The organism is Suilimivivens sp., from assembly GCF_037359455.1.
Classification (GTDB): domain Bacteria; phylum Bacillota; class Clostridia; order Lachnospirales; family Lachnospiraceae; genus Suilimivivens; species Suilimivivens aceti.
In genome coordinates, this window is record NZ_JAXXXI010000048.1 from 28,688 (window position 1) to 49,337 (window position 20,650).

Genomic DNA, 20,650 nt, shown 5'->3' on the forward strand with positions numbered 1-20,650 from the left:
ATGACGGAGAAAAATGTGATTCTGATCGGGATGCCGGGAGCAGGCAAGAGTACCGTGGGGGTGGTGCTTGCCAAGAAGCTCGGGTATTCCTTTACTGATTCTGACCTGGTGATCCAGGAACAGACAGGAAGGCTTCTCTATCAGCTGATCGAGGCATATGGAGAAGAGGGATTTCTTGAAATTGAAAATAAGATCAATGCCACGCTTGTTCTGTCAGGTCATGTGATCGCTACAGGAGGCAGCGTGGTATACGGAGAAGAGGCCATGGAGCATCTGTCAGAGATCGGATGCGTGGTGTATCTGAAGCTTTCCTATAAGGAGCTGACAGAACGTCTTGGGGATCTGCATAAAAGGGGTGTGGTCCTGAAGGAAGGATATACACTGGAAGACCTTTACCGGGAAAGAGTTCCGCTCTATGAAAAATGGGCGGATATCACCATCACCTGTGATGGAAGGAATATCCGGGATATTGTAGAGGAGATCAGTGAAAAATACTTGAAGGAGTCATGGCAGCAATGAAAAAAGGTTCACTGAAAAGCAGTCTGTTTCTGTTTCTGGCAGCATTTATCTGGGGTGTTGCCTTTGTCGCACAGAGCGTCGGGATGGATTACATGGGTCCCTTCAGCTTTAACGGAGCCAGATTTATCCTTGGCGCCCTGGTATTGTTACCGCTTGTAGCCATAAGAAGGCAGAAGGCCATAAAGGAAGGAAAGGAAGGCGCACCCTTTGGGGTTACGCTGAGGGGTGGTATTCTCTGTGGTATTGCTCTTGGCAGTGCGGCACTATTCCAGCAGTTTGGAATCATGTATACCACAGTAGGAAAGGCAGGATTTATCACTACACTGTATATTATCCTGGTGCCGATCGCCGGTATTTTCCTTGGGAAAAAGGCCAGTGGAAAGGTATGGATCGGGGCGGCTCTGGCAGCTGTCGGCATGTATCTGCTCTGTATGACAGAGACACTAAAGCTTTCAAGGGGAGATCTGCTTGTATTTATCTGTGCCCTGATCTTTACCGTACATATTCTGGTGATCGACCATTTTGTAGAAAAGGTGGATGGCGTGGAGCTTTCCTGTCTGCAGTTTCTGGTAGCGGGTGTGATCGGATGGATCGGAGCCATTTTATTTGAACATCCTGTACTGTCTGACTTTATAGCAGGCATCATACCGCTTGCCTATGCGGGAATTTTATCCTGTGGCGTGGCATATACGCTGCAGATCATAGGGCAGAAGGATCTGGATCCCACAGTGGCATCCCTGATCCTGAGCATGGAATCTGTATTCTCCGTTCTGGCAGGCTTCGTGCTCCTGCACCAGACACTGAGCCTGCAGGAGCTGTCTGGATGCATACTTGTATTTGCGGCAGTGATTCTGGTACAGCTGCCGGATAAAAAGAAAAAATAAGGATATGCTATATTCCAGCAGAAAGTGTTCCGGGTATGTGTCCGGGAAGTACCGGATGGAGATACGGACAGAAAGGATTTCAGGTATGGAATATAGCAAAGCATTTCTTATAGGTGGAGGGATCTGTGCCCTTGTGCAGATCCTGATGGAAAAAACAAAGCTGATGCCGGGAAGGATCATGGTGCTGCTGGTATGTCTTGGAGCAGTCCTTTCCTTTTTGGGCATTTATGATCCCTTTGTGGAATTTGCCGGTGCTGGGGCATCAGTTCCGCTTCTTGGGTTTGGACACGTTCTGATGAACGGAGTAAAGGAAGCCATAGGTGAGGACGGGATCATGGGATTATTTACAGGGGGCTTCCGGGCCGGAGCAGCAGGCTGCAGTGCAGCATTGATCTTCGGATATCTGGCAAGTCTCATTTTTAAACCGAAAATGAAAAAATAAGACAGGGAGGCAGCTACACATGATAAAGGAAAGGCTTGGAAAACTTAGAGAAGTGATGAAACAGGAAGGCGTGCAGTGTCTTGTGATCCCCACCTCAGACTATCATAATAGTGAGTATGTCAGTGAGTATTTTATGGCAAGAAAGTACTTCAGTGGCTTTACCGGATCGGCAGGGACACTGGTGGTAGCAGAGGATCAGGCAGCACTTTTTACGGATGGACGCTATTTTATCCAGGCAGCCAGAGAGCTTGCGGGCAGTGATATCACACTGATGAAAATGGGTGAGCCCGGTGTGCCTGCGGTGAAGGACTATATAAAAGAAATCCTGAAAAAAGGGCAGAAGCTTGGCTTTGACGGCAGAGTGGTCACAGCCGGAGAGGGAGAAGCGTACGAAAAGCTGGCAGAGGCTGCAGAAGGACGGGTCGTGTATGACAGAGATTTCTGCGGCATGGCATGGGAAGGAAGAACGCAGCTCGCCTTTACCCCTGTATATCAGCTTTCTGAAGCCTATAGCGGAGAGTCCTGCGAGGGCAAGCTTGCAAGACTTCGTGAAAAAATGAAGGAGAAGGGGGCAGAGATCCATTATCTGACCACGCTGGATGATATCGCATGGCTGTTTAACCTCCGTGCGGATGACGTGGAAAGCTGCCCTGTGCTCCTTTCCTATGCGGCGATCACAGAAACAGAAAGCTATCTGTTTGCCGGGGAGAAGGCATTTTCAGAGGAGATCAGGGAATATCTTGCGAAGAACCATATTATCCTAAAGCCTTATGAGAGCTTTTATGATTTTGTGGCAGCAAGAGGGATGGAAAATAAAGAGGAGAAGATCCTTGTGTGCAAGAACCGGATCAATTACCGGCTGTTAAAGGAGCTTCCGGAGAAGAGACTGATCGACAGTCCAAATCCTACCACGAGGATGAAGGCCGTCAAGAATGAAACGGAGCAGGAAAATCTCAGGAAGGCACATCTGATGGATGGCATTGCCGTGACCCGTTTTATGTACTGGCTGAAGAAGAACGTCGGAAAGATCCCAATGGATGAGATCAGTGTGGCAGAGCATCTTAAAAGCCTGCGGGCACAGAATCCTTCCTTTATAGAGCCAAGCTTTGAGACTATCAGCGCTTACGGAGACAATGGTGCGATCATTCATTATAGCGCAAAGAAGGATGCCTGCAGTACGATTCAGGCGAAAGGCATGCTCATGGTAGACAGCGGCGGTCATTATTATGAAGGAACGACAGACATTACAAGAACTTTTATCCTGGGAGAGATCACAGAGGAAATGCGACAGCACTTTACGCTGGTAGCAAGGGCGGTCATGCGCCTGAAGAGCCTCCGGTTTCTGAAGGGCTGCAGGGGAACCAATCTGGATCTGGCAGCCAGGGAGGTTTTCTGGCAGCAGGGACTGGATTATAAGCACGGAACCGGTCACGGGGTAGGTTATCTTCTGAATGTCCATGAAGGACCAAACAGCTTCCGGTATAAGGAGCTTCCCGGCAGTGATAATGACTGGGAGTTTGAAGAGGGAATGGTGACGACAGATGAACCCGGTATTTATATAGAAGGAAGCCATGGCATCCGTACGGAAAATGAGCTGCTCTGCCGGAAGGGTGAGCAGAACGGATATGGTCAATTCATGCACTTTGAGGATCTGACCTATGTGCCCATTGACCTTGACGGTATCGATCCTGCGGCTATGGAAGAAAGTGAAAAGAAAACATTGAATGCATACCATAAATCAGTATATGAGAAGCTGTCTCCTTATTTTGAAGGGGAAGAGCTGGAATTCCTGAAGAAGGCAACAAGGGAAATCTGACCCGGCCGGAGGATGGAAGCGCCGGAGGAAAGAAATCAGATCTTTGCTTGACGGATATCTCTTTTTTTGATAAGGTTGTATCTAAAGGATTTTTCGGGGAACGGGATTCATACTCCGGGAAATCAGTAAATACATACGGAGGAGATTGAGATGAGTAAAGCAAATGTAACTGTCGGAGATTCAGGTATCTTCGATGCAAAGCAGCTTGGCGTTTCCAAAATGCTGATTCTTGGTGTACAGCATATGTTCGCAATGTTTGGAGCAACAGTTATCGTTCCCGCACTGACAGGTCTGGATGTTTCCACCACACTGTTATTCGCAGGACTCGGTACACTGTTGTTCCATTTTTTAGCTAAAGGAAAGGTACCTGCATTCCTGGGATCCTCCTTTGCCTTTATCGCAGGCTATGCAGCGATTGCCCCTAACGGAGAGAAGGAGCTTCTCCCTTACGCCTGCTTTGGTGTTGCCTGTTCCGCTGTCCTGTATCTGATCCTGGCAGCACTGATCAAGGCCTTTGGAACCTCCAAGGTTATGAAATTCTTCCCACCTATTGTAACCGGACCTATTATCATTGCCATCGGTCTGAACCTCTCCCAGTCAGCGATCAATAACTGTGCAGCTAACTGGTGGATTGCAGTACTTGCCATTGTTGTGGTCATTGCCTGCAATATCTGGGGGAAGGGCATGATCAGGATCATTCCCATTATCATGGGTGTTATCGTATCCTATGCAGCCGCAGCCGTAACCGGAAATGTAGATTTCGCACCGGTAAAGGAAGCAGCATGGATCGGTTTCCCGATTCACTATGAAAGCACAGTATTCTCTGTTTTAAAGGGTGGAGATACTTCCCTGCTGATCACAGCAGCTATTACCATCATGCCGATTGCACTGGCTACCATGGTAGAGCATATCGGTGATATGTCTGCGATCTCATCAACCGTAGGCAAAAATTATATCAAGGATCCCGGACTTCACAGAACACTTCTTGGAGATGGTCTTGCAACCATGCTGGCTTCCCTGTTCGGAGCACCAGCCAATACAACCTATGGTGAAAATACAGGTGTACTTTCCCTGACAAAGGTTTACGATCCCGCAGTGATCAGGATCGCTGCTGTGCTTGCCATTCTCTTCTCCTTCTCACCGAAGATCGAGGCGATCATTTCCTGTATGCCGACAGCAACACTGGGCGGTGTTTCCCTGGTGCTTTATGGTATGATCTCTGCAGTCGGTGTCCGTAACGTAGTTGAGAATCAGGTGGATTTCGCGAAGAGCCGTAACGTGATCATCGCTGCTCTGATCCTGGTGCTTTCCATTGGTATCAACTTCAGTGCAGCAGGAGCGATCTCCTTCAGTATAGGCGCAGTCACAGTAAACCTTTCCGGTCTTGCTGTAGGTGCACTGACAGGTATCATCCTGAATGCAGTCCTTCCGGGTAAGGATTACAAGTTTGATGACGACGAGCCCTCTGATACCGGTGTAAACTTCGAGGTATAAGAAGCGGATACAGACAAAAACAGGTAAGAATGAAGCAGTCTTCCTTAGGCGGTACAAATTAGGGATTTTATATCTTTAAGAAAATCGGCATAGTTTAGTGATTACGATTACTGGACTATGCCGTTTTTATTGATGGGATGTCGATGTTTGAAATTCGCCGATACAATTCCAGATGATTTTGATTTTTGTTCTTATAAGAATTCTGGTACCGATTTTGATGGTAGGAAAGCCCGGCTGTTTTACCAGTGCATATGCTTTGGGAAGTGAGATACCTATCTGTGCGGAAAGCTCCTGAACGCTCATCGTTGTTTTATCCATCACCATAATCAATTGCTCCTTTCGGAAAAATTGGACAAAAAAACACCGGAACTCTGATTGACTCGGATTTCCGGTGTTTGACTCTGATTGACTCAATATTTGTCTATTATTTACTTTGATTGGCTATGACTCCCTGGCGATGGAGCAGGGTCTCCGTAGAAGGATTTTCATTAACTACACCATAACTTTAGCACAGACAGATATAGAAGTCAGTATAAAATCTCACATAATGTCATAGAAAATGATAAAAATATGTAAAAAGCAGTTTCATTTTCTCACTTTTTGTGCTAATATATTCTTTGTGTTTTATGTGATTATAGGAGAAATGACATGTTTGGAACACGATTAAAAGAATTACGTAAGAAAAATGGATATACACAGGTTACTTTAGCGGAAAAATTAGGAGTTTCCAAAGGCACTATCGCTATGTGGGAAGTAGGTAAGAGGAAGCCTGATTTTGAAACGCTTTGTACACTATCGGAACTATTTGATGTTCGGACGGATTATATATTAGGGCAATCGGATGATGCTTCTTCTGCTACACTATCAGCGGAAGCTATTGAAAAATTAGGAAAATGGTCAACAGAGGATGAACTGATGGATCTTTTTAAGCTCTATCTTTCAATAGATGATTATGGTAAGCAGACTGTGGATTATTTAATAAAAACCGAAGCCGAAAGGTGCAGAAATCAGGGAACATCTGAGGATGTAAGTGGAATAGATATTATGGTCACTTTCAGGTCATAACCCCCCCTATTGCATTTTGCGATTTTGTACACGATGGGGAACGGTGGTTCTACGCTAACTATATATAGGATTAGATGATTTTTACAATGAAGTAATAGATAGACACCTATCAAATACTTTTGAATAGTTTTTTGAAAGGAACTACATCATATGGAACAAAAACATGATATCGTCCTCTATCAGATAGATGATACCAATGTCTGTGTCAGTGTATATTTTGAAAATGAGACATTCTGGCTTACCACAAAGGCTATGGCTGAGCTGTTTGGTGTCAAGTCTCAGGCTATCACAAAGCACTTGGGAAATATCTATGAAGAGGAAGAATTAACTCGTGAGGCAACTTGTTCCAAAAAGGAACAAGTTCAAATTGAAGGTGGTCGTGAGGTAAAACGTAATCTTGATTTCTACAATCTTGATGCAATTATTGCCGTAAGGTTCTTGAGGGTAAAGGAAGAATATCCCATGAGCAGGCTATCGAAAAGGCTGCAAAGGAATATGATATCTTCCGTGTGCGTCAGGATCAGGAATATGTATCAGAATTTGATAAACAAACCGAAAAATATTTCAAGGGTGAATGGTAAACAGCCGAGGTGGTAACCTTTCGTTACTGCCTCGGTTGCAATTCTTAGCTGCCATAGTGTTACCTCCGATTTAGATTTTCTTTGCTTCATACCGCTTGAAAACGTTATTTATAAATATTCTCTAAAAATCCCTTAGTAGCACCGCCTTTTCCGGGAGGCTGTTTTTGTGTTAGAATAGAGAACAGTAGATTACATACAGAAAGAGGCAGATTATGAAACAATTACCGGAAGTAAACCAGGATATCAGGAGCAGGCTGAAGGATATTACCTGCTTTGCCCTAGATATGGATGGAACCGTTTATCTTGGCACGAAATGGATCGAGGGTGCCGTGGACTTTTTGAAGGCAGTGGAGAAGGCTGGAAAGCAGTATATCTTCCTGACCAATAATTCCTCCAAGGGGCCTGAAAATTATGTGGAGAAGCTGGCAGCCATGGGACTTATTGTGACAAAGGACAGGATCGTGACCTCCGGACAGGCGACAATTTCCTATCTGAAGAAGCACTATCCGGGAAAAAGGGTGTACCTTCTTGGAAACGATCTTCTGCAAAGGGAATTTCAGGAGGAAGGGATCCTTCTTGCAGAAAATGATCCGGAGGTGGTCGTGACAGGCTTTGATACCTCACTGACCTATGAAAAGCTGTGCAGGGTCTGTGATCATGTCAGGGCAGGGCTTCCTTATATTGCAACCCATCCAGATTACAATTGTCCTACGGAGGATGGCTTTATCCCGGATATCGGCTCTTTTCATGAACTGATCCATGCATCGGCGTTCCGCTACCCTGATCATGTGGTAGGCAAGCCCAGTGGGGATATTATGGACTATCTGGCCGGGCGCGCAGGAACCTCCAGGGCAGAAACAGCTATGGTGGGGGATCGTTTATATACGGATGTGGCAGCAGGTGTCAATAACGGTTATACCGGGATACTGGTGCTGAGCGGTGAGGCAACATTGGCAGATGCAGAAGAAGCTGAGGTCACACCGGATCTGATCTTTACCTCGGTGAAGGAGATGATCCCTTTTTTATAGAAAGGTGCAGAAAAAATGGCATTGCAGTTTTATTTTGGCCCTTCCGGAAGTGGAAAGAGCCACAGGCTTCACAGAGATATCATCACATGGGCGGAAAAGGAGCCGGGACGCAGCTTTCTGTTTCTGGTTCCCGATCAGTTTACCATGCAGACCCAGCTTGACCTGGTGAATGCCAGTAAGAAAAAGGGGATCATGAATATTGATGTACTGAGCTTTGGGAGACTGGCCCACAGGATTTTTGAGGAAACCGGTTTTACAACGGAAACGGTACTGGATGATACAGGAAAGAGTCTGATCCTCAGGAGGATCGCCGAAAAGCACAGGGAAAATTTAAGCGTGATCGGAAAGAATCTGAACCGGATCGGCTATATCCATGAGGTAAAGTCAGCTCTGTCAGAGTTCATGCAGTACGGTCTGACACCGGAGGATGTGGACGGGCTTGCCGGATTTGCAGGAAGAAGAGGAACCCTTTCAGGGAAGCTAAAGGATTTAAGTGAGCTTTACCGGGCATTTCTTACTTGTAAGGAAGGAAAATTCATAACGACAGAGGAAACACTGGAGCTTCTGACAAGGGCAGTGGAGCAGTCTGCCATTATCAGGGACAGTGTGATCATATTTGATGGCTTTACAGGCTTTACACCGATCCAGAACCGGCTGATCCAGCGTCTGATGGAGCTGACCGAAAGAGTCATCGTTTCAATAACAATCGATATTTATGATGACCCCTACAAAATGGCAGGGGATCAGGAGCTGTTTTATCTAAGCAAAAAGACGGTCCGGGATCTATGCAGGCTGGCAGAGGAAGCCAGTGTAGAGAAGATGGAGGATGTCTATCTGAAGGAAGAGCCGGTATATCGTTTTTTACAGAACCCGGCACTGGCACATCTGGAGAAGAGCCTGTTCCGGTATCCTTTTGCCCCTTTTGCAGGAGAAACGAAAGCACTGCAGCTCTCAGAATGTCTTTCTCCGGCAGGTGAAGCAAGAGCTGTGGCTGAAAAAATCCGTGAGCTGGTACTTTCTAAAGGGTACAGCTACCGGGATATTGCCGTTATCGTTGGAGATATGGAAACCTATGGAGATTATCTGGAACGGGAAGGGGAACGGTATGAGATCCCTATGTTCATGGACAGGACAAGGGGACTTCTGCTGAATCCCTTTATTGAATTTATAAGGAGCAGCCTGAAAATGGTGCTGACGAACTTTTCCTATGAATCAGTATTCCATTATCTGCGGAGCGGACTGGCAGGTTTTGAGGAGGAAGAGGTCGACAGGCTGGAAAATTATGTAGTTTCCCTGGGAATACGGGGAAGGAAGAGCTATCAGGAGGTCTTTGTCAGAAAAGGAAAAGGGATACCAGAAGAAAAACAGGCGTTATTTCTAGCTGGACTGAATGCAACAAGGGAAAAACTGATGCTGCAGATGATGCCCCTGCTTGAAAAGCACAGAAGTGCCGGGGAATATGTCAGAATGCTGTATGATTTTATTGTGCAGGCAGATATGGCAGCAAAGCTTGCGTCCTATGAGCAGTGGTTCCAGGAGAATGGAAGACCGGAAAAGGCACGGGAATATGCCCAGGTATACCGGTTTGTCATGGAGCTTTTAGAGCAGATCGAGGCGCTTCTAAAGGATGAGGAAATGTCTTTGCAGGAATTTGCGGATATTCTGGATGCCGGCTTTGCCGAGATCGAGATCGGGATCATTCCGGGCAGTGTGGACAGGGTTGTCGTGGGGGATACCCAGAGGACCCGGCTGAAGCAGGTGAAGATTCTGTTTTTCCTTGGCGTAAATGATGGAAATATTCCAAAGAGTGGTCAGGGAGGGGGTATCATTTCCGATATTGACCGGGAATTCCTGCAGACCTCCGGCATTGAGCTGGCGCCTACACCAAGGCAGGAAATGTATATCCAGAGACTGTATCTTTATATGAATCTGACGAAGCCATCAGAGCGGCTGTATCTGTCCTATGCACGCTGTGGCAGTGACGGAAAGAGTATCAGGCCTTCCTATCTGATCTCCCTGATCGAGAGGATATTTCCGGGTATTCATAAGGAATATCCGGACATGGTTACTTCAGTGACAGAAAGACTCTGCGGACCAAGGGACGGACTGCTTCTGCTGGCAGAAGGCCTGCAGGCATACAGGGAGGGAAGACGGGAGCATGAAAAGGAAACAGCAGCACTTCTGAAGCTGTACCGGCAGAATGAGGATTACAGGGAGCTTGCAGAAGAGATGACAGAAGCAGCCTTTGCAGGATACTCGCATTCACCGCTCTCTGAACAGGTGGCCAGAGAAATTTACGGCACTATGCTGCAGAACAGTATCAGCCGTCTGGAGCGGTATGCAGCGTGTGCCTATTCCCATTTCCTGCAGTATGGGCTGCAGCTAAGGGAGCGGGAGGAATACAGCTTTGAACCGGCAGACCTTGGAAATATATATCATATGGTGCTGGAGCGTTTTGCAGGAAAACTTGCAGAGCATGGAAAAACCTGGTTCAATTTTGATGAAACAGAAGCAGATGTCTGGCTGAAGGAGGCTCTGCTGGAGAGCACAACCTCTTATGGAGAAACGATTCTTTACAGTAACGCCCGTTATGAATATATGACGGAACGGATCCTCCGGATTTTGAGGAGAACGGTCAGGACATTGAAGACACAGCTTCTTGGTGGTGCCTTTGTGCCTTCTCATTTTGAAATGTCATTTCAGAGAGTAGAGGATCTGGATGCCGTAAATATTGCCCTGTCAGAGCACGAAAAGATGAAGCTGAAGGGAAGGATCGACAGGATCGATACCTTTGAGGATGAGGAGCATGTTTATGTAAAGGTGATCGATTATAAGTCCGGAAACAAAAAATTTGATCTGGCAGCCCTGTATTACGGACTGCAGCTCCAGCTTGTTGTTTACATGAATGTTGCTGTGGAAATGGAGAAAAGGAGGAATCCGGGGAAGGAGGTAGTACCGGCAGCCCTTCTTTACTATCATGTGGCAGACCCCCTGGTTAAGGAGGAAAAGGAGCTGTCGCCGGAGGAAATAAATGACCGGATGCTGAAGGAGCTGCGGACAACAGGAATTGTCAGTGCGGAGGAACCGGTGGTGAGCCTTCTTGACAGAACCCTGTCCGGAAAATCCCTGCTGATCCCGGTAGAGCGGAAAAAGGATGGCAGCTTCTCTGCCTCCTCCAGTGTGGTATCAAAGGAGGATTATGAGGTGATCTCCGGTTATGTAAATGAGAAGATCAGACAGTTTGGGCGGGAGATCCTTTCCGGGAATATGGCTGTCAGTCCCTGTGAAATGGGACAGGGAACAGCGTGTACGTACTGTGCTTACAGGAGTGTCTGCAGCTTTGATGAGAAGCTGCCGGGCTATCAGGTCAGGGAGCTGAAGGATGAGGGCAGAGATGCCATTATGGAAAAAATGAGGGAAGCTATGATGCAGGAAAAAGCCGGAGACGGATCCGGGAAGGGAGGAGAGCAATGGCAGTAACATTTACAGAGGAGCAGCTTAAGGCGATCACTCTCCATGACCGGAATATCCTGGTATCAGCGGCTGCAGGAAGCGGTAAGACAGCAGTGCTGGTTGAGAGGATCATACGGATGATCACCAGGAAGGAAGCACCGGTCGATATTGACAGGCTTCTGGTGGTGACCTTTACCAGTGCTGCGGCGGCAGAAATGAGGGAGAGGATCAGCCTTGCCATAGAAAGGGCGCTGCTTGAGGAACCGGAAAATGAGCATCTGCAGAAGCAGAGCACTCTTCTCCACAATGCAAAGATCACGACCATTGACAGTTTCTGTCTCTTTGTGGTCAGGAATAATTTTAACGATATCGGGCTGGATCCTGCCTTCCGGATCGCAGATGAGGGTGAGCTGAAGCTGATGAAGCAGGATGTGCTGACAGAGCTTCTGGAGGAATGGTATCAGGAAGGCACAGAAGAGTTTCATGCCTGTGTGGAATATTTTACCGGAGGAAGCAGTGACAGGGCTCTCGAGGAATACATAGGAAAGCTGCATGGTTTTGCCATCAGTCATCCATGGCCGGAGGAATGGCTGAAGGAACGGGAAGAGGATTATAAAATAACAGACGTATCAGGACTGGAAGCCCAGGAATGGGTGGAGTATTTGTTAAATTATGTTTTAACATGTATAAGAGAAGACGCTGACAGGATGCGTGAGGCGGTGAGGCTGGCAGAACAGCCATCAGGGCCCTGGTATTATGGTGAAATGCTGGAGAGAGAGGTGGAAATGCTGGAGGCTGTGGCCGGAAGGGACAGCTATCAGGCACTCGGAGAGGCTTTTTCCAGGATTCATTTTGACAGGCTGCCGGGGAAAAAGGATGACAGTGTGGATCCGGTCATCCGGGATCAGGCTAAGGAGATCCGGAATGCAGTCAAAAAGCAGATCGATGAGCTGCAGGAGAATTTCTTCCTGCTTCCGGCAGAAACAGTGATCCGCAGAATGCAGGAGGCGTCAGGACCGGTCAGGACACTGCTTGCACTGACCATACAGTTCCTGCACCGGTTTGAGGAAAAAAAGAGACAGGAAAATGTGATCGACTTCAGTGACATGGAGCATATGGCGCTGCAGATCCTGCTTCAGAGAAAGGAGGATGGAAGCCTTGCTTCCACACCGGCTGCCAGGGAGTACCGGCAGTTTTTTGCTGAGATCCTGATCGACGAGTACCAGGACAGCAATCTGGTCCAGGAGCTGCTCCTTAAAAGTGTTTCCGGAGAGGAAGAGGACGCATTCAACCGGTTCATGGTAGGAGATGTCAAGCAGAGCATTTATAAGTTCAGACTGGCAAGACCGGAGCTTTTTATTGAAAAATACACCTGTTATTCTAATGATGACTCAGTGAGACAACGAATTGATCTGCATCAGAACTTCCGTAGCAGAAAAGAGGTTATCACCAGTATCAACCATGTATTTGAGAGGATCATGGGAGAAAGGATCGGCGGAATATCTTATGATGATGCGGCGGCTCTGTATCCGGGAGCTGTTTATCCGGAAGGGGAAGGGTATGGAACAGAAATCCTGCTGACAGAGAAGGATCAGAAGGGGGGACTGTCAGGCAGCGGATCAGAAGCGGTCATGATTGCTTCCCGTATCCGGGAGCTGCACAGGACACTGCAGGTACAGGACAAGGAAAGCGGCGGCCTCCGCCCGGTGAAATACAGTGATATGGTGATCCTTTTACGTGCTGTTTCCTCAACAGCAGAGGAATTCAGAGGAATCCTGGAGAAGGAGGGAATTCCGGCCTATGTGACATCACGGACGGGATATTTTCAGGCGGCTGAGGTACGGGAGATCCTGGCACTTCTGCAGGTCTTAAACAATCCCATGCAGGATATTCCGCTGTTTGGAACAATGAAATCCTTCTTTGGAAGATTTTCAGAGGAAGAGATTGCCGGGATCCGTGTGGCAGGGGAGCGTAGCAGTCTTCTGTATGAGGATCTGGTCAGGGGGGAGCAGGACGAAAAGGTTTCCGGTTTCCTTAAGAAAATCAGACGCTGGCGGAGAATGGCAGTGTATACCCCTATCCATAAGCTGATCCAGAGCATTCTGACAGAAACGGGGTACCTTGAGTATATCCAGGCAAAGCCTGGCGGAGACCAGAGAAGAGCCAATGTGGAAATGCTGCTGGTACGGGCGGCAGCATTTGAGAAAACAAGCTATTACGGACTGTTTCATTTCCTTAGGTATATGAAACAGCTTGAAAAGTATCAGGTCGATTATGGAGAAGCGGATGTACTGGATGAAAATGCAGATGTTGTCCGGATCATGAGTATCCATAAGAGTAAAGGACTGGAGTTTCCGGTCTGCTTCGTGGCGGGACTTTCCCACCGCTTTAACAGGACGGATATGAGCGGAAGCCTGATCCTGGATGTGGATATGGGAATCGGTGTGGACTATGTGCAGAGCAGGGAGCGGATCAGCAGCAGGACACTGCGGAAAAATGTGATCGCAACAAAGCTGAAGCTGGAAGCCTTGTCAGAAGAGATGCGTATTTTGTATGTAGCCATGACAAGAGCCAGGGAAAAGCTGATCCTGACAGCAGCGGTGTCTGACCTTGAGAAGGTAAAGAGTGCGATGGAACAGAGAGAACCATATGAAAAGGTGCCCTTTTCCGTGCTGGCATCGGCAGGCTCCTTCCTTGATTTTCTCCTTCCCTGCTTCAGGGCAGATGAGGTAACCTTTCTGGGCAGTGAAGAGCTGTTTACGAAGGAAGTGGAAGAAACCATACGAAATTATGACAGTAAACAGGAGCTTCTATTGTCCAGTGTGGATAATGAGATTATGACAGAAATGTCACAAAAGCTAAACAGAGCCTATCCCCATATGGAGCTGCAGCATCTCATTGTGAAGACGACGGTGTCAGAACTGAAAAAAGCCGGGATGGGTCATTTATCAGAAAGGTCAATCAGCGAGCTTTCCGGTGGTATGGCAGAAGGGAGAGAGGAGGGCTTTACAAGAGAGCTGTTTCCGCAGCCTGAGGTTACTCCTTATATTCCATCCTTTATCAGGGAACAGGAAACCATGTCGGGAACAGACCGAGGAACAGCCTACCATAAGGTCATGGAGCTGCTGGATCTTGCAGGGGTGCTGGCGTGGGAAGAGAAGATGGAACAGGAAGCTGCTTCGGGTGCAGGAGCAGATCAGAAGCAGCTGGGTGCGCAGCTTCAGGCGCTGTGTGAAAGCGGAAGGCTGAAGCAGGCAGAAAGAGATGCGGTGGCAGACCGCAAGATAGAGGCTTTTCTGAATACTGCCCTTGCCAGAAGAATGGCAAGGGCACAGCAGGCAGGGAAGCTTTACAGAGAGCAGCCCTTTGTCCTTGGACTTCCGGCAAACAAGCTGGGAGAGGATCTCCCGGAAGAAGAAACTGTGCTGATCCAGGGAATCATAGATGTTTTCTTCGAAGAAGAGGACTATATCGTGGTAGCTGATTATAAGACAGACCGGGTAGAAACATCAGAAGAACTGATCCGGCGGTATCAGGTGCAGCTTGATTATTATGCGCAGGCACTTGAGCGTCTTACCGGAAAGAGCGTGAAGGAGAAGCTGATCTATTCCTTTGCCCTGTCAAGGGAGATCCGGCTTTGATGATAAGGCTGTCAGTGCAGGGATTCTAAAAATTTACGGATATAAGGAAGAGCAGCACCACAGGCAATCGGTATGCCGGCACAGGAGGCAGCGGATATAAAATGCCGGTCAGTTGGAAATGCACTCGCCTTTTGAATCTTTGATAACAATAGATCAATATCATTGTCTGTAATATAAGGAGCAATACTGCCACCGAGAATTACGTCATAATCAATAACCATGTGGAGATTATCTATTGCAATAGTCAGCGCAGAAAGATAAGAGAGCCAGCGTTCCTCATAGCTGTGCTCTTTTTTTCTCAGATGAAGGAAAAAATCCTCAAGAGTTTCATCCCCCTCGAGAAGGGCAGAAACAGAGCAGCAGGTTTCCATACATCCGCGCTTGCCGCAATAGCAGGGCTTTCCGTCTGGTATGATTGTCATATGTTCAAAAACACCACTTTTTAATTCACAACCCTTCAGGAATTTTCCATTTACGATAAGAGCACCACTCAGATTTTCCCGTATATGAAAGAATATTGCATTTTTCTTTTCCGGCTGCTGCCATAGCTCCAGGGTAGCTGCGGCCTCAGCATCATGGATCATTGTGCAGGGAAAGGGCAGATATTTGGAAATGGCACGTACGGTCAGACCGGTACAATTTAGGATTTTTCCATAGGTAACTGTTTTTCCATCCGCAGAGATCAGTCCCTGCAGTACGATACCGATACCCAGAATAGAAGAAGATGGGTATGCAAGTGAAGTCAGGAAATGAGTCAGCTTTTCACCCAGCAGTTCAAAATAATCCGGTGTATTGGAAAAGGGAACAGCGTATTGGATAGTGTGGAGCAGGGTTCCTCTCAGGTCAATAGCTGCCATGGAAAGCGTATTAAGACGGATTTCAATTCCGATGGAAATCCGGGCATCATAGATACAGGATATAATCTGCGCCTTACGTCCGCCTGTAGAAGCGAAGGAGCCATTTCTTTCGATCAGACCAGAGGCTTCCAGACTCTGCAGCTGCTGGGATACCGTTGGTAAGCTGAGCGTTAGCTGGTATGCAATGTCCTGCTTGGAAATACGTTGTGTTTTGTAGATCAGCTCATATACCCGCTTGCGGGTTATGGGATTTGGTTGACCATTCATAAGGGTAAAGCTCTCTTTCTAAAAATTATACCAATGCTTTGTTCAGGATAACACATCCTGTTACAAACAGCAAGCTTTGTGTATAGTGCACAAAAAAATATATATTTTTTTTGATTATATGTCATTTACTAATAAAAAATGTTCGTATAAACTTATAACATAAATTTTTGCAAAACGAATTTGCAAAAGAAGTTCACAAAAGCGGTTCAAAAAAAGGAGGGAAGCGAGTGGATACAGCAAGAGAGTTACCAAAAAAGATGAAAGCAATTGTTGCTTATGCACCGGGCGATTACAGATTTGAGGTCGTGGATACCCCAAGAGCAGGAGAGGGTGAAATGATCCTGAAGGTAGAAGCCTGTGGGATCTGTGCAGGTGATGTGAAGGCCTTCCATGGTGCAAAGAGCTTCTGGGGCGGTGATGGAAATCCTCCCTACATTAAGGCACCTATGATCCCTGGCCATGAGTTTGTTGGCAGGGTTGTGGAAATTGGTGATAAGGTCAAGGGAAACTGGAAAATTGGAGACAGAATCTGTCCTGAACAGATTGTTCCCTGCGGCGAATGCATGTTCTGTAAAACCGGAAGACACTGGATGTGTGAAAAGCACGATCTTTTTGGCTTCCAGAATAATGTAAATGGCGGTATGGCTGAATATGTACGTCTGACGAAGGAAGCGCTTCCATATCTGGTACCCGCAGATATGCCTGTTGAGAAGGCTGCTCTGATCGAGCCATATGCATGTGCATTTCATTGTGTGGACAGGGCACAGCCAAAGACGACAGACTTTGTGGTGCAGTCAGGAGCAGGAACACTGGGACTCGGAATGATCGGAGCCCTGAGACAGGCAAATCCTAAGTGCCTGGTAGTTTTGGATATGAACGATGAGCGCTTGAAAAAAGCAAAGGAATTTGGGGCGGATATCGTCATGAATCCGGGAAAAGAAGATGTGGTGTCTAAGATCAAGGAGATGACAGGCGGATATGGCTGTGATATCTATATTGAAGCAACCGGACATCCATCCAGTGTACAGCAGGGACTGGATTGTATCCGTAAGCTGGGACGTTTTGTTGAATTCTCTGTATTTGGAGAAAAGGTATCTGTGGACTGGAGCATCATATCTGACAGAAAAGAATTGGATCTTCTTGGTGTACATCTGAGTCCCTACTGCTATGACACGGTGATCGAATGGATTGACAATGGGAAGCTGCCGACTGCCGGAGTGGTAAGTCATAAATTCCCGTTAGAGAAGTGGGAAGAAGGATTTCATCTGGCACAGACCGGAGAAGATGGAGCAATGAAGGTTGTTCTGGTACCGGGAATGGAGGGATAGTATGCAGAGGATTCTCAATGATCCGGACAATATTGTAGACGAGATGCTGAGCGGCTTTCTGAAAGCAAATAGTGATATAGTAGAAGCCACGGAAAATAAGCGGGTTGTTAAAGCCAGATGCAAAGGCGAAGGAAAGGTTGGCGTGATCACCGGAGGCGGCTCCGGACATAAACCGGCATTCATTGGTTATGTTGGAGAAAATATGTGCGATGCTGCAGCAGTTGGTGAAATCTGTTCTTCCCCTACAGCAGTTGCCTTTCTGGATGCGGCCAAATGTGCAGATCAGGGAAAGGGAGTAGCCTGTCTCTATGGAAATTATTCCGGGGATAACATGAATGTAAAAATGGCTGTGAAAATGGCACAGAAGCAGGGCCTGACGATAAAGACAGTGATTGCCAATGATGATGTGGCCAGCGCTCCTAAGAATCAGAGAGAAAAGAGAAGAGGAGTTGCCGGGGAGATCTTTATGTGGAAATGTGGCGGTGCCAAGGCTGCAATGGGCGGTTCACTTGACGAGGTGATCAATGCAGCACAAAAGGCAATTGACCATACGAGGAGTGTTGGTATTGGTCTGACACCATGTACACTTCCGGCGGTGGGACATCCTAATTTTGAGATCAAGGATGGCACTATGGAGGTAGGGATAGGACACCATGGAGAGCCTGGAATAGAAGTGTGTGAGTTGGAAACGGCTGATAAAATGGCAAAGAGAATGACAGATATCATCCTGCCGGACTATCCTTTTGAAGCAGGTGATGAGGTTGCAGTGCTGATTTCCGGGCTTGGGGCGACACCGGTAATGGAATTGTATGTATTATACAATGAGGTGGAAAAGCTTCTGCAGGAAAAAGGAATTGCAGTCTACAGAGCATATGTGGGAAATTATTTTACATCATTAGATATGATGGGTGCAACGCTTACATTAATGAAGCTTGATGAGGAATTAAAGGAGCTCCTTGATATGCCTGTTAATACAGTAGGATTGAAGCAAAAAGGGAAGGAGAAGGGATGAAAGCGTTTCATAACAAGGATGGAAAGCCTGTTCTGATGAGGATGGTCAGTGGAATTAAAGAAAATAAGGATTACCTCGGTGAAATTGACGGCCTGATCGGAGACGGTGACCATGGGATGAATATGAATAAAGGCTTTAGCCTGTTTCAGCAGCGGTTTGAAAAGGAAACGTTTGATCTGAGTGAAGGCCTGAGAGAGCTGGGGATGATCCTGCTTAATGAAATCGGCGGTTCCATGGGTCCGATCTATGGAACTGTATTTATGGCAATGGCAGATGAAGCAGACGGAAAAGATGAGATTACAGTTTCAGATCTGTACCAGATGCTGGATCAGGCGAAAAAGGAGCTGGAAGAGCTTGTTGGAGCAAGAACAGGAGATAAAACGCTGATGGATACACTGACACCTGCAGTGGCAGCTTTGGAAAAAGCCGGCCAGGAGGGTGCGGATATGCAGACTGCCCTTGTACAGATGAAAAAGGCTGCAGAGAGTGGAAGAGATTCCACGAAGGATATGATAGCAAAATTCGGACGTGCCAGCAGACTTGGGGAACGGTCAAGAGGTGTACTGGATGCCGGGGCTGTATCCTGCTGTATCCTGCTTCAGAGCTTTGCAGACGGTATAATGGAGGTGATCGGGTGAAACTTGCAATTGGCTGTGATGAAGCAGCATATCAGCTGAAAAAGACGATAATGGAGCATTTGTCTGATATCGGTGTTGAATATGAGGATTACGGAGCGGCAGAGGGAGAAACTGTTTTATACCCGGATATAGCAAGGAAGGTAGCTGAGGCAGTGGCAGAAGGAAAATATGAACGGGGCATTCTGGTTTGCGGAACTGGAATCGGAATGGCTATTACGGCCAATAAAGTCCCGGGGATACGGGCAGCAGTCTGTCATGACCCATATTCTGCAGAGAGAGCCAGAAAAAGCAATGACGCACAGATCCTCTGCATGGGAGAAAGAGTGATCGGGAAGGAGCTGGCTAAATGCCTGGTTGATATCTGGCTAAAAGCAGAGTTCTCTGGCGGAGGATCACTTCCCAAGGTGAAACGGATCGGAGAAGTGGAACAATACTATTTTGACAAAGTAAAAAAACAAGTATCTGATTGACATTTTCTGTAGCGTGGAATATACTATGGTTAAGAAATGAAATTAAATTTCAAATAATGAAATTCAAAAAACAAGTGAGGTGAAGGTATGAATTATCATATTTTGGATTCGCTAGATTTAAGGGCATTTGACAACAGGGAGAAGGATTATGGGGTACATAATTATTTGGAAACACTGGGATTTGTTCCAGATGCTGTTACTCTGCTGGAATGCTCTGTAGAACAGGTTCATTCCTATAACGGGATCATTGATAATGCGACAGTGCCTTACCTGTGGACATGTGAAAGAGAAATGCCGGGCGGTAATGTCTGGAGCCAGAGGCAGCTGTACGGATTGGTAGAGGAACTGCATAAGGCAGGAACCAAATTTTTCTTTGGTGCACTTGCCCAGCCGAATATACATGATGAATACAATACCAGAGCAGAATGGCTTATGGAGCATGCGGATGAATATGATATTTTCATCATGACAAGGGATGGCGGTTCCTTACGGAATAGTACAGGATCCATTAATCCGCTGAGAAGGCTTCCAGATGGACGCTACTATGAAGATGTATTTCTGGAAGATCTGATCAGATATCTGGAGGATTTTCATATGGATGGCTTTCTGGCAGGAGATGGCTGGTGCGGTCTTGGCGTTATGCTGAAGGATGGGGATTTCCATCCGGATATGATCGATCAGTTTGAAACCTGGTCAGGAATAAAGGTTAAGGGTGAGAAGACGTCTGAACAGGCAGACTTTATCTGGAATGATCCCGGGAACCGGTCACTTTGGATGAAGTTTTATGCGCAGAGGTGGGCTTCTTTCTTTAAAAAAATGAAACAGGGATTGGAAAAGCATGGAAAAGAATTTGTTTCCATGGATCCCTGGGCAAGAGGAGCTGTAGATGCAATTTATGACTACGGTGTGGATTATAAGCTGTTGTCCGAAAGCGGTGTGGGTGCAGTCTGCATCCAGGCAAGAGAGGAAAACTGGGGACACAGAGGCGGTGAGTGGCTGTATGTATGGGAAGCTGGTGAAATTGTCAGCTTTGTGACAAGCAGGGCATATGCACCGGATCTGCATCTGTACTGGGCAATTGCCACCTGCAATGCACCGGAGCACTGGATTGCAGTTAAGGATATGCCAAATGCGCTGGAGAGACAGTCATTATCA

At 47.0% G+C, this 20,650-nt stretch carries 17 protein-coding genes; 15 read left to right on the plus strand and 2 right to left on the minus strand.

Translation table 11 applies throughout. The features are described 5' to 3' along the window. The 5 genes from WJQ40_RS10065 (at position 1) to WJQ40_RS10085 (ending at position 5,155) form a co-directional block, all read left to right on the plus strand. Positions 1-519 (plus strand): shikimate kinase, encoded by a 519-nt coding sequence (locus tag WJQ40_RS10065; RefSeq protein ID WP_262573712.1) that lies wholly within the window; start codon positions 1-3, stop codon positions 517-519. Beyond that, a complete protein-coding gene (locus WJQ40_RS10070) occupies positions 516-1,403 on the plus strand; it encodes a DMT family transporter (protein WP_337539813.1) in 888 nt (295 codons plus the stop codon). Before WJQ40_RS10065 ends, WJQ40_RS10070 begins: the two co-directional genes overlap by 4 nt. Positions 1,404-1,488: 85 nt before the next feature. Next, positions 1,489-1,845 (plus strand): SpoVA/SpoVAEb family sporulation membrane protein, encoded by a 357-nt coding sequence (locus tag WJQ40_RS10075; protein ID WP_262573874.1) that lies wholly within the window; start codon positions 1,489-1,491, stop codon positions 1,843-1,845. Between the two features lie 19 nt (positions 1,846-1,864). Continuing rightward, positions 1,865-3,661: an aminopeptidase P family protein gene (locus WJQ40_RS10080; protein ID WP_337539815.1), complete on the plus strand. Its 1,797-nt coding sequence runs from the start codon at positions 1,865-1,867 to the stop codon at positions 3,659-3,661. Between the two features lie 150 nt (positions 3,662-3,811). Next, positions 3,812-5,155 (plus strand): uracil-xanthine permease family protein, encoded by a 1,344-nt coding sequence (locus WJQ40_RS10085; protein WP_337539817.1) that lies wholly within the window; start codon positions 3,812-3,814, stop codon positions 5,153-5,155. A gap of 126 nt (positions 5,156-5,281) precedes the next feature. Here WJQ40_RS10085 and WJQ40_RS10090 read toward each other — a convergent pair whose 3' ends face one another. Next, the gene (locus WJQ40_RS10090; protein ID WP_337539820.1) at positions 5,282-5,479 is read right to left on the minus strand and encodes an excisionase; all 198 of its coding nucleotides are present in this window, start codon (positions 5,477-5,479) and stop codon (positions 5,282-5,284) included. A 324-nt stretch (positions 5,480-5,803) separates the two neighbouring features. Here WJQ40_RS10090 and WJQ40_RS10095 point away from each other — a divergent pair, with 324 nt between their 5' ends. The 5 genes from WJQ40_RS10095 to addA all read left to right on the plus strand — a co-directional run bounded on the left by WJQ40_RS10095 (position 5,804) and on the right by addA (position 14,923). Then, entirely contained in the window at positions 5,804-6,220 is a 417-nt protein-coding gene (locus WJQ40_RS10095; RefSeq protein WP_337403570.1) for a helix-turn-helix transcriptional regulator, read from the plus strand. A 150-nt stretch (positions 6,221-6,370) separates the two neighbouring features. Then, positions 6,371-6,817 carry a hypothetical protein gene (locus WJQ40_RS10100; protein ID WP_337539823.1) on the plus strand — a complete coding sequence of 149 codons (447 nt, stop codon included), beginning with the start codon at positions 6,371-6,373 and terminating at the stop codon, positions 6,815-6,817. A gap of 196 nt (positions 6,818-7,013) precedes the next feature. After that, positions 7,014-7,829: an HAD-IIA family hydrolase gene (locus WJQ40_RS10105; RefSeq protein ID WP_118797505.1), complete on the plus strand. Its 816-nt coding sequence runs from the start codon at positions 7,014-7,016 to the stop codon at positions 7,827-7,829. A gap of 15 nt (positions 7,830-7,844) precedes the next feature. Then, on the plus strand, positions 7,845-11,309 hold the full coding sequence (gene addB, locus WJQ40_RS10110; protein ID WP_337539825.1) for a helicase-exonuclease AddAB subunit AddB: 3,465 nt from the start codon (positions 7,845-7,847) through the stop codon (positions 11,307-11,309). After that, positions 11,300-14,923 (plus strand): helicase-exonuclease AddAB subunit AddA, encoded by a 3,624-nt coding sequence (gene addA / locus WJQ40_RS10115; protein WP_337539827.1) that lies wholly within the window; start codon positions 11,300-11,302, stop codon positions 14,921-14,923. The genes addB and addA overlap by 10 nt, the downstream gene beginning before the upstream one ends. An 11-nt stretch (positions 14,924-14,934) precedes the next feature. On the opposite strand, the gene WJQ40_RS10120 is transcribed toward addA, so the two are convergent. Continuing rightward, positions 14,935-16,047 (minus strand): ROK family transcriptional regulator, encoded by a 1,113-nt coding sequence (locus tag WJQ40_RS10120; RefSeq protein WP_262573693.1) that lies wholly within the window; start codon positions 16,045-16,047, stop codon positions 14,935-14,937. A gap of 257 nt (positions 16,048-16,304) precedes the next feature. On the opposite strand from WJQ40_RS10120, the gene WJQ40_RS10125 reads away from it, so the two are divergent. The 5 genes from WJQ40_RS10125 to WJQ40_RS10145 form a co-directional block, all read left to right on the plus strand. Then, positions 16,305-17,375, plus strand: coding sequence for an alcohol dehydrogenase catalytic domain-containing protein (locus WJQ40_RS10125; protein WP_118797688.1), 1,071 nt, complete (start codon positions 16,305-16,307; stop codon positions 17,373-17,375). Position 17,376: 1 nt separating this feature from the next. After that, the gene (locus tag WJQ40_RS10130) at positions 17,377-18,387 is read left to right on the plus strand and encodes a dihydroxyacetone kinase subunit DhaK (protein WP_262573690.1); all 1,011 of its coding nucleotides are present in this window, start codon (positions 17,377-17,379) and stop codon (positions 18,385-18,387) included. After that, positions 18,384-19,025 (plus strand): dihydroxyacetone kinase subunit DhaL, encoded by a 642-nt coding sequence (gene dhaL, locus WJQ40_RS10135; protein WP_118797510.1) that lies wholly within the window; start codon positions 18,384-18,386, stop codon positions 19,023-19,025. Before WJQ40_RS10130 ends, dhaL begins: the two co-directional genes overlap by 4 nt. Further along, the gene (gene rpiB / locus WJQ40_RS10140; protein WP_262573686.1) at positions 19,022-19,495 is read left to right on the plus strand and encodes a ribose 5-phosphate isomerase B; all 474 of its coding nucleotides are present in this window, start codon (positions 19,022-19,024) and stop codon (positions 19,493-19,495) included. The genes dhaL and rpiB overlap by 4 nt, the downstream gene beginning before the upstream one ends. An 87-nt stretch (positions 19,496-19,582) precedes the next feature. Next, positions 19,583-20,650: hypothetical protein (locus tag WJQ40_RS10145; protein WP_337539831.1), on the plus strand; the 1,068-nt coding region annotated here is incomplete at its 3' end.

Bases quoted from the DNA above. Each gene is read 5' to 3' on its own strand.
- WJQ40_RS10065 (WP_262573712.1), top strand. From the start codon at position 1: ATGACGGAGAAAAATGTGATTCTGATCGGGATGCCGGGAGCAGGCAAG.
- WJQ40_RS10070 (WP_337539813.1), top strand. From the start codon at position 516: ATGAAAAAAGGTTCACTGAAAAGCAGTCTGTTTCTGTTTCTGGCAGCA.
- WJQ40_RS10075 (WP_262573874.1), top strand. From the start codon at position 1,489: ATGGAATATAGCAAAGCATTTCTTATAGGTGGAGGGATCTGTGCCCTT.
- WJQ40_RS10080 (WP_337539815.1), top strand. From the start codon at position 1,865: ATGATAAAGGAAAGGCTTGGAAAACTTAGAGAAGTGATGAAACAGGAA.
- WJQ40_RS10085 (WP_337539817.1), top strand. From the start codon at position 3,812: ATGAGTAAAGCAAATGTAACTGTCGGAGATTCAGGTATCTTCGATGCA.
- WJQ40_RS10090 (WP_337539820.1), bottom strand. From the start codon at position 5,479: ATGGTGATGGATAAAACAACGATGAGCGTTCAGGAGCTTTCCGCACAG.
- WJQ40_RS10095 (WP_337403570.1), top strand. From the start codon at position 5,804: ATGTTTGGAACACGATTAAAAGAATTACGTAAGAAAAATGGATATACA.
- WJQ40_RS10100 (WP_337539823.1), top strand. From the start codon at position 6,371: ATGGAACAAAAACATGATATCGTCCTCTATCAGATAGATGATACCAAT.
- WJQ40_RS10105 (WP_118797505.1), top strand. From the start codon at position 7,014: ATGAAACAATTACCGGAAGTAAACCAGGATATCAGGAGCAGGCTGAAG.
- addB (WP_337539825.1), top strand. From the start codon at position 7,845: ATGGCATTGCAGTTTTATTTTGGCCCTTCCGGAAGTGGAAAGAGCCAC.
- addA (WP_337539827.1), top strand. From the start codon at position 11,300: ATGGCAGTAACATTTACAGAGGAGCAGCTTAAGGCGATCACTCTCCAT.
- WJQ40_RS10120 (WP_262573693.1), bottom strand. From the start codon at position 16,047: ATGAATGGTCAACCAAATCCCATAACCCGCAAGCGGGTATATGAGCTG.
- WJQ40_RS10125 (WP_118797688.1), top strand. From the start codon at position 16,305: ATGAAAGCAATTGTTGCTTATGCACCGGGCGATTACAGATTTGAGGTC.
- WJQ40_RS10130 (WP_262573690.1), top strand. From the start codon at position 17,377: ATGCAGAGGATTCTCAATGATCCGGACAATATTGTAGACGAGATGCTG.
- dhaL (WP_118797510.1), top strand. From the start codon at position 18,384: ATGAAAGCGTTTCATAACAAGGATGGAAAGCCTGTTCTGATGAGGATG.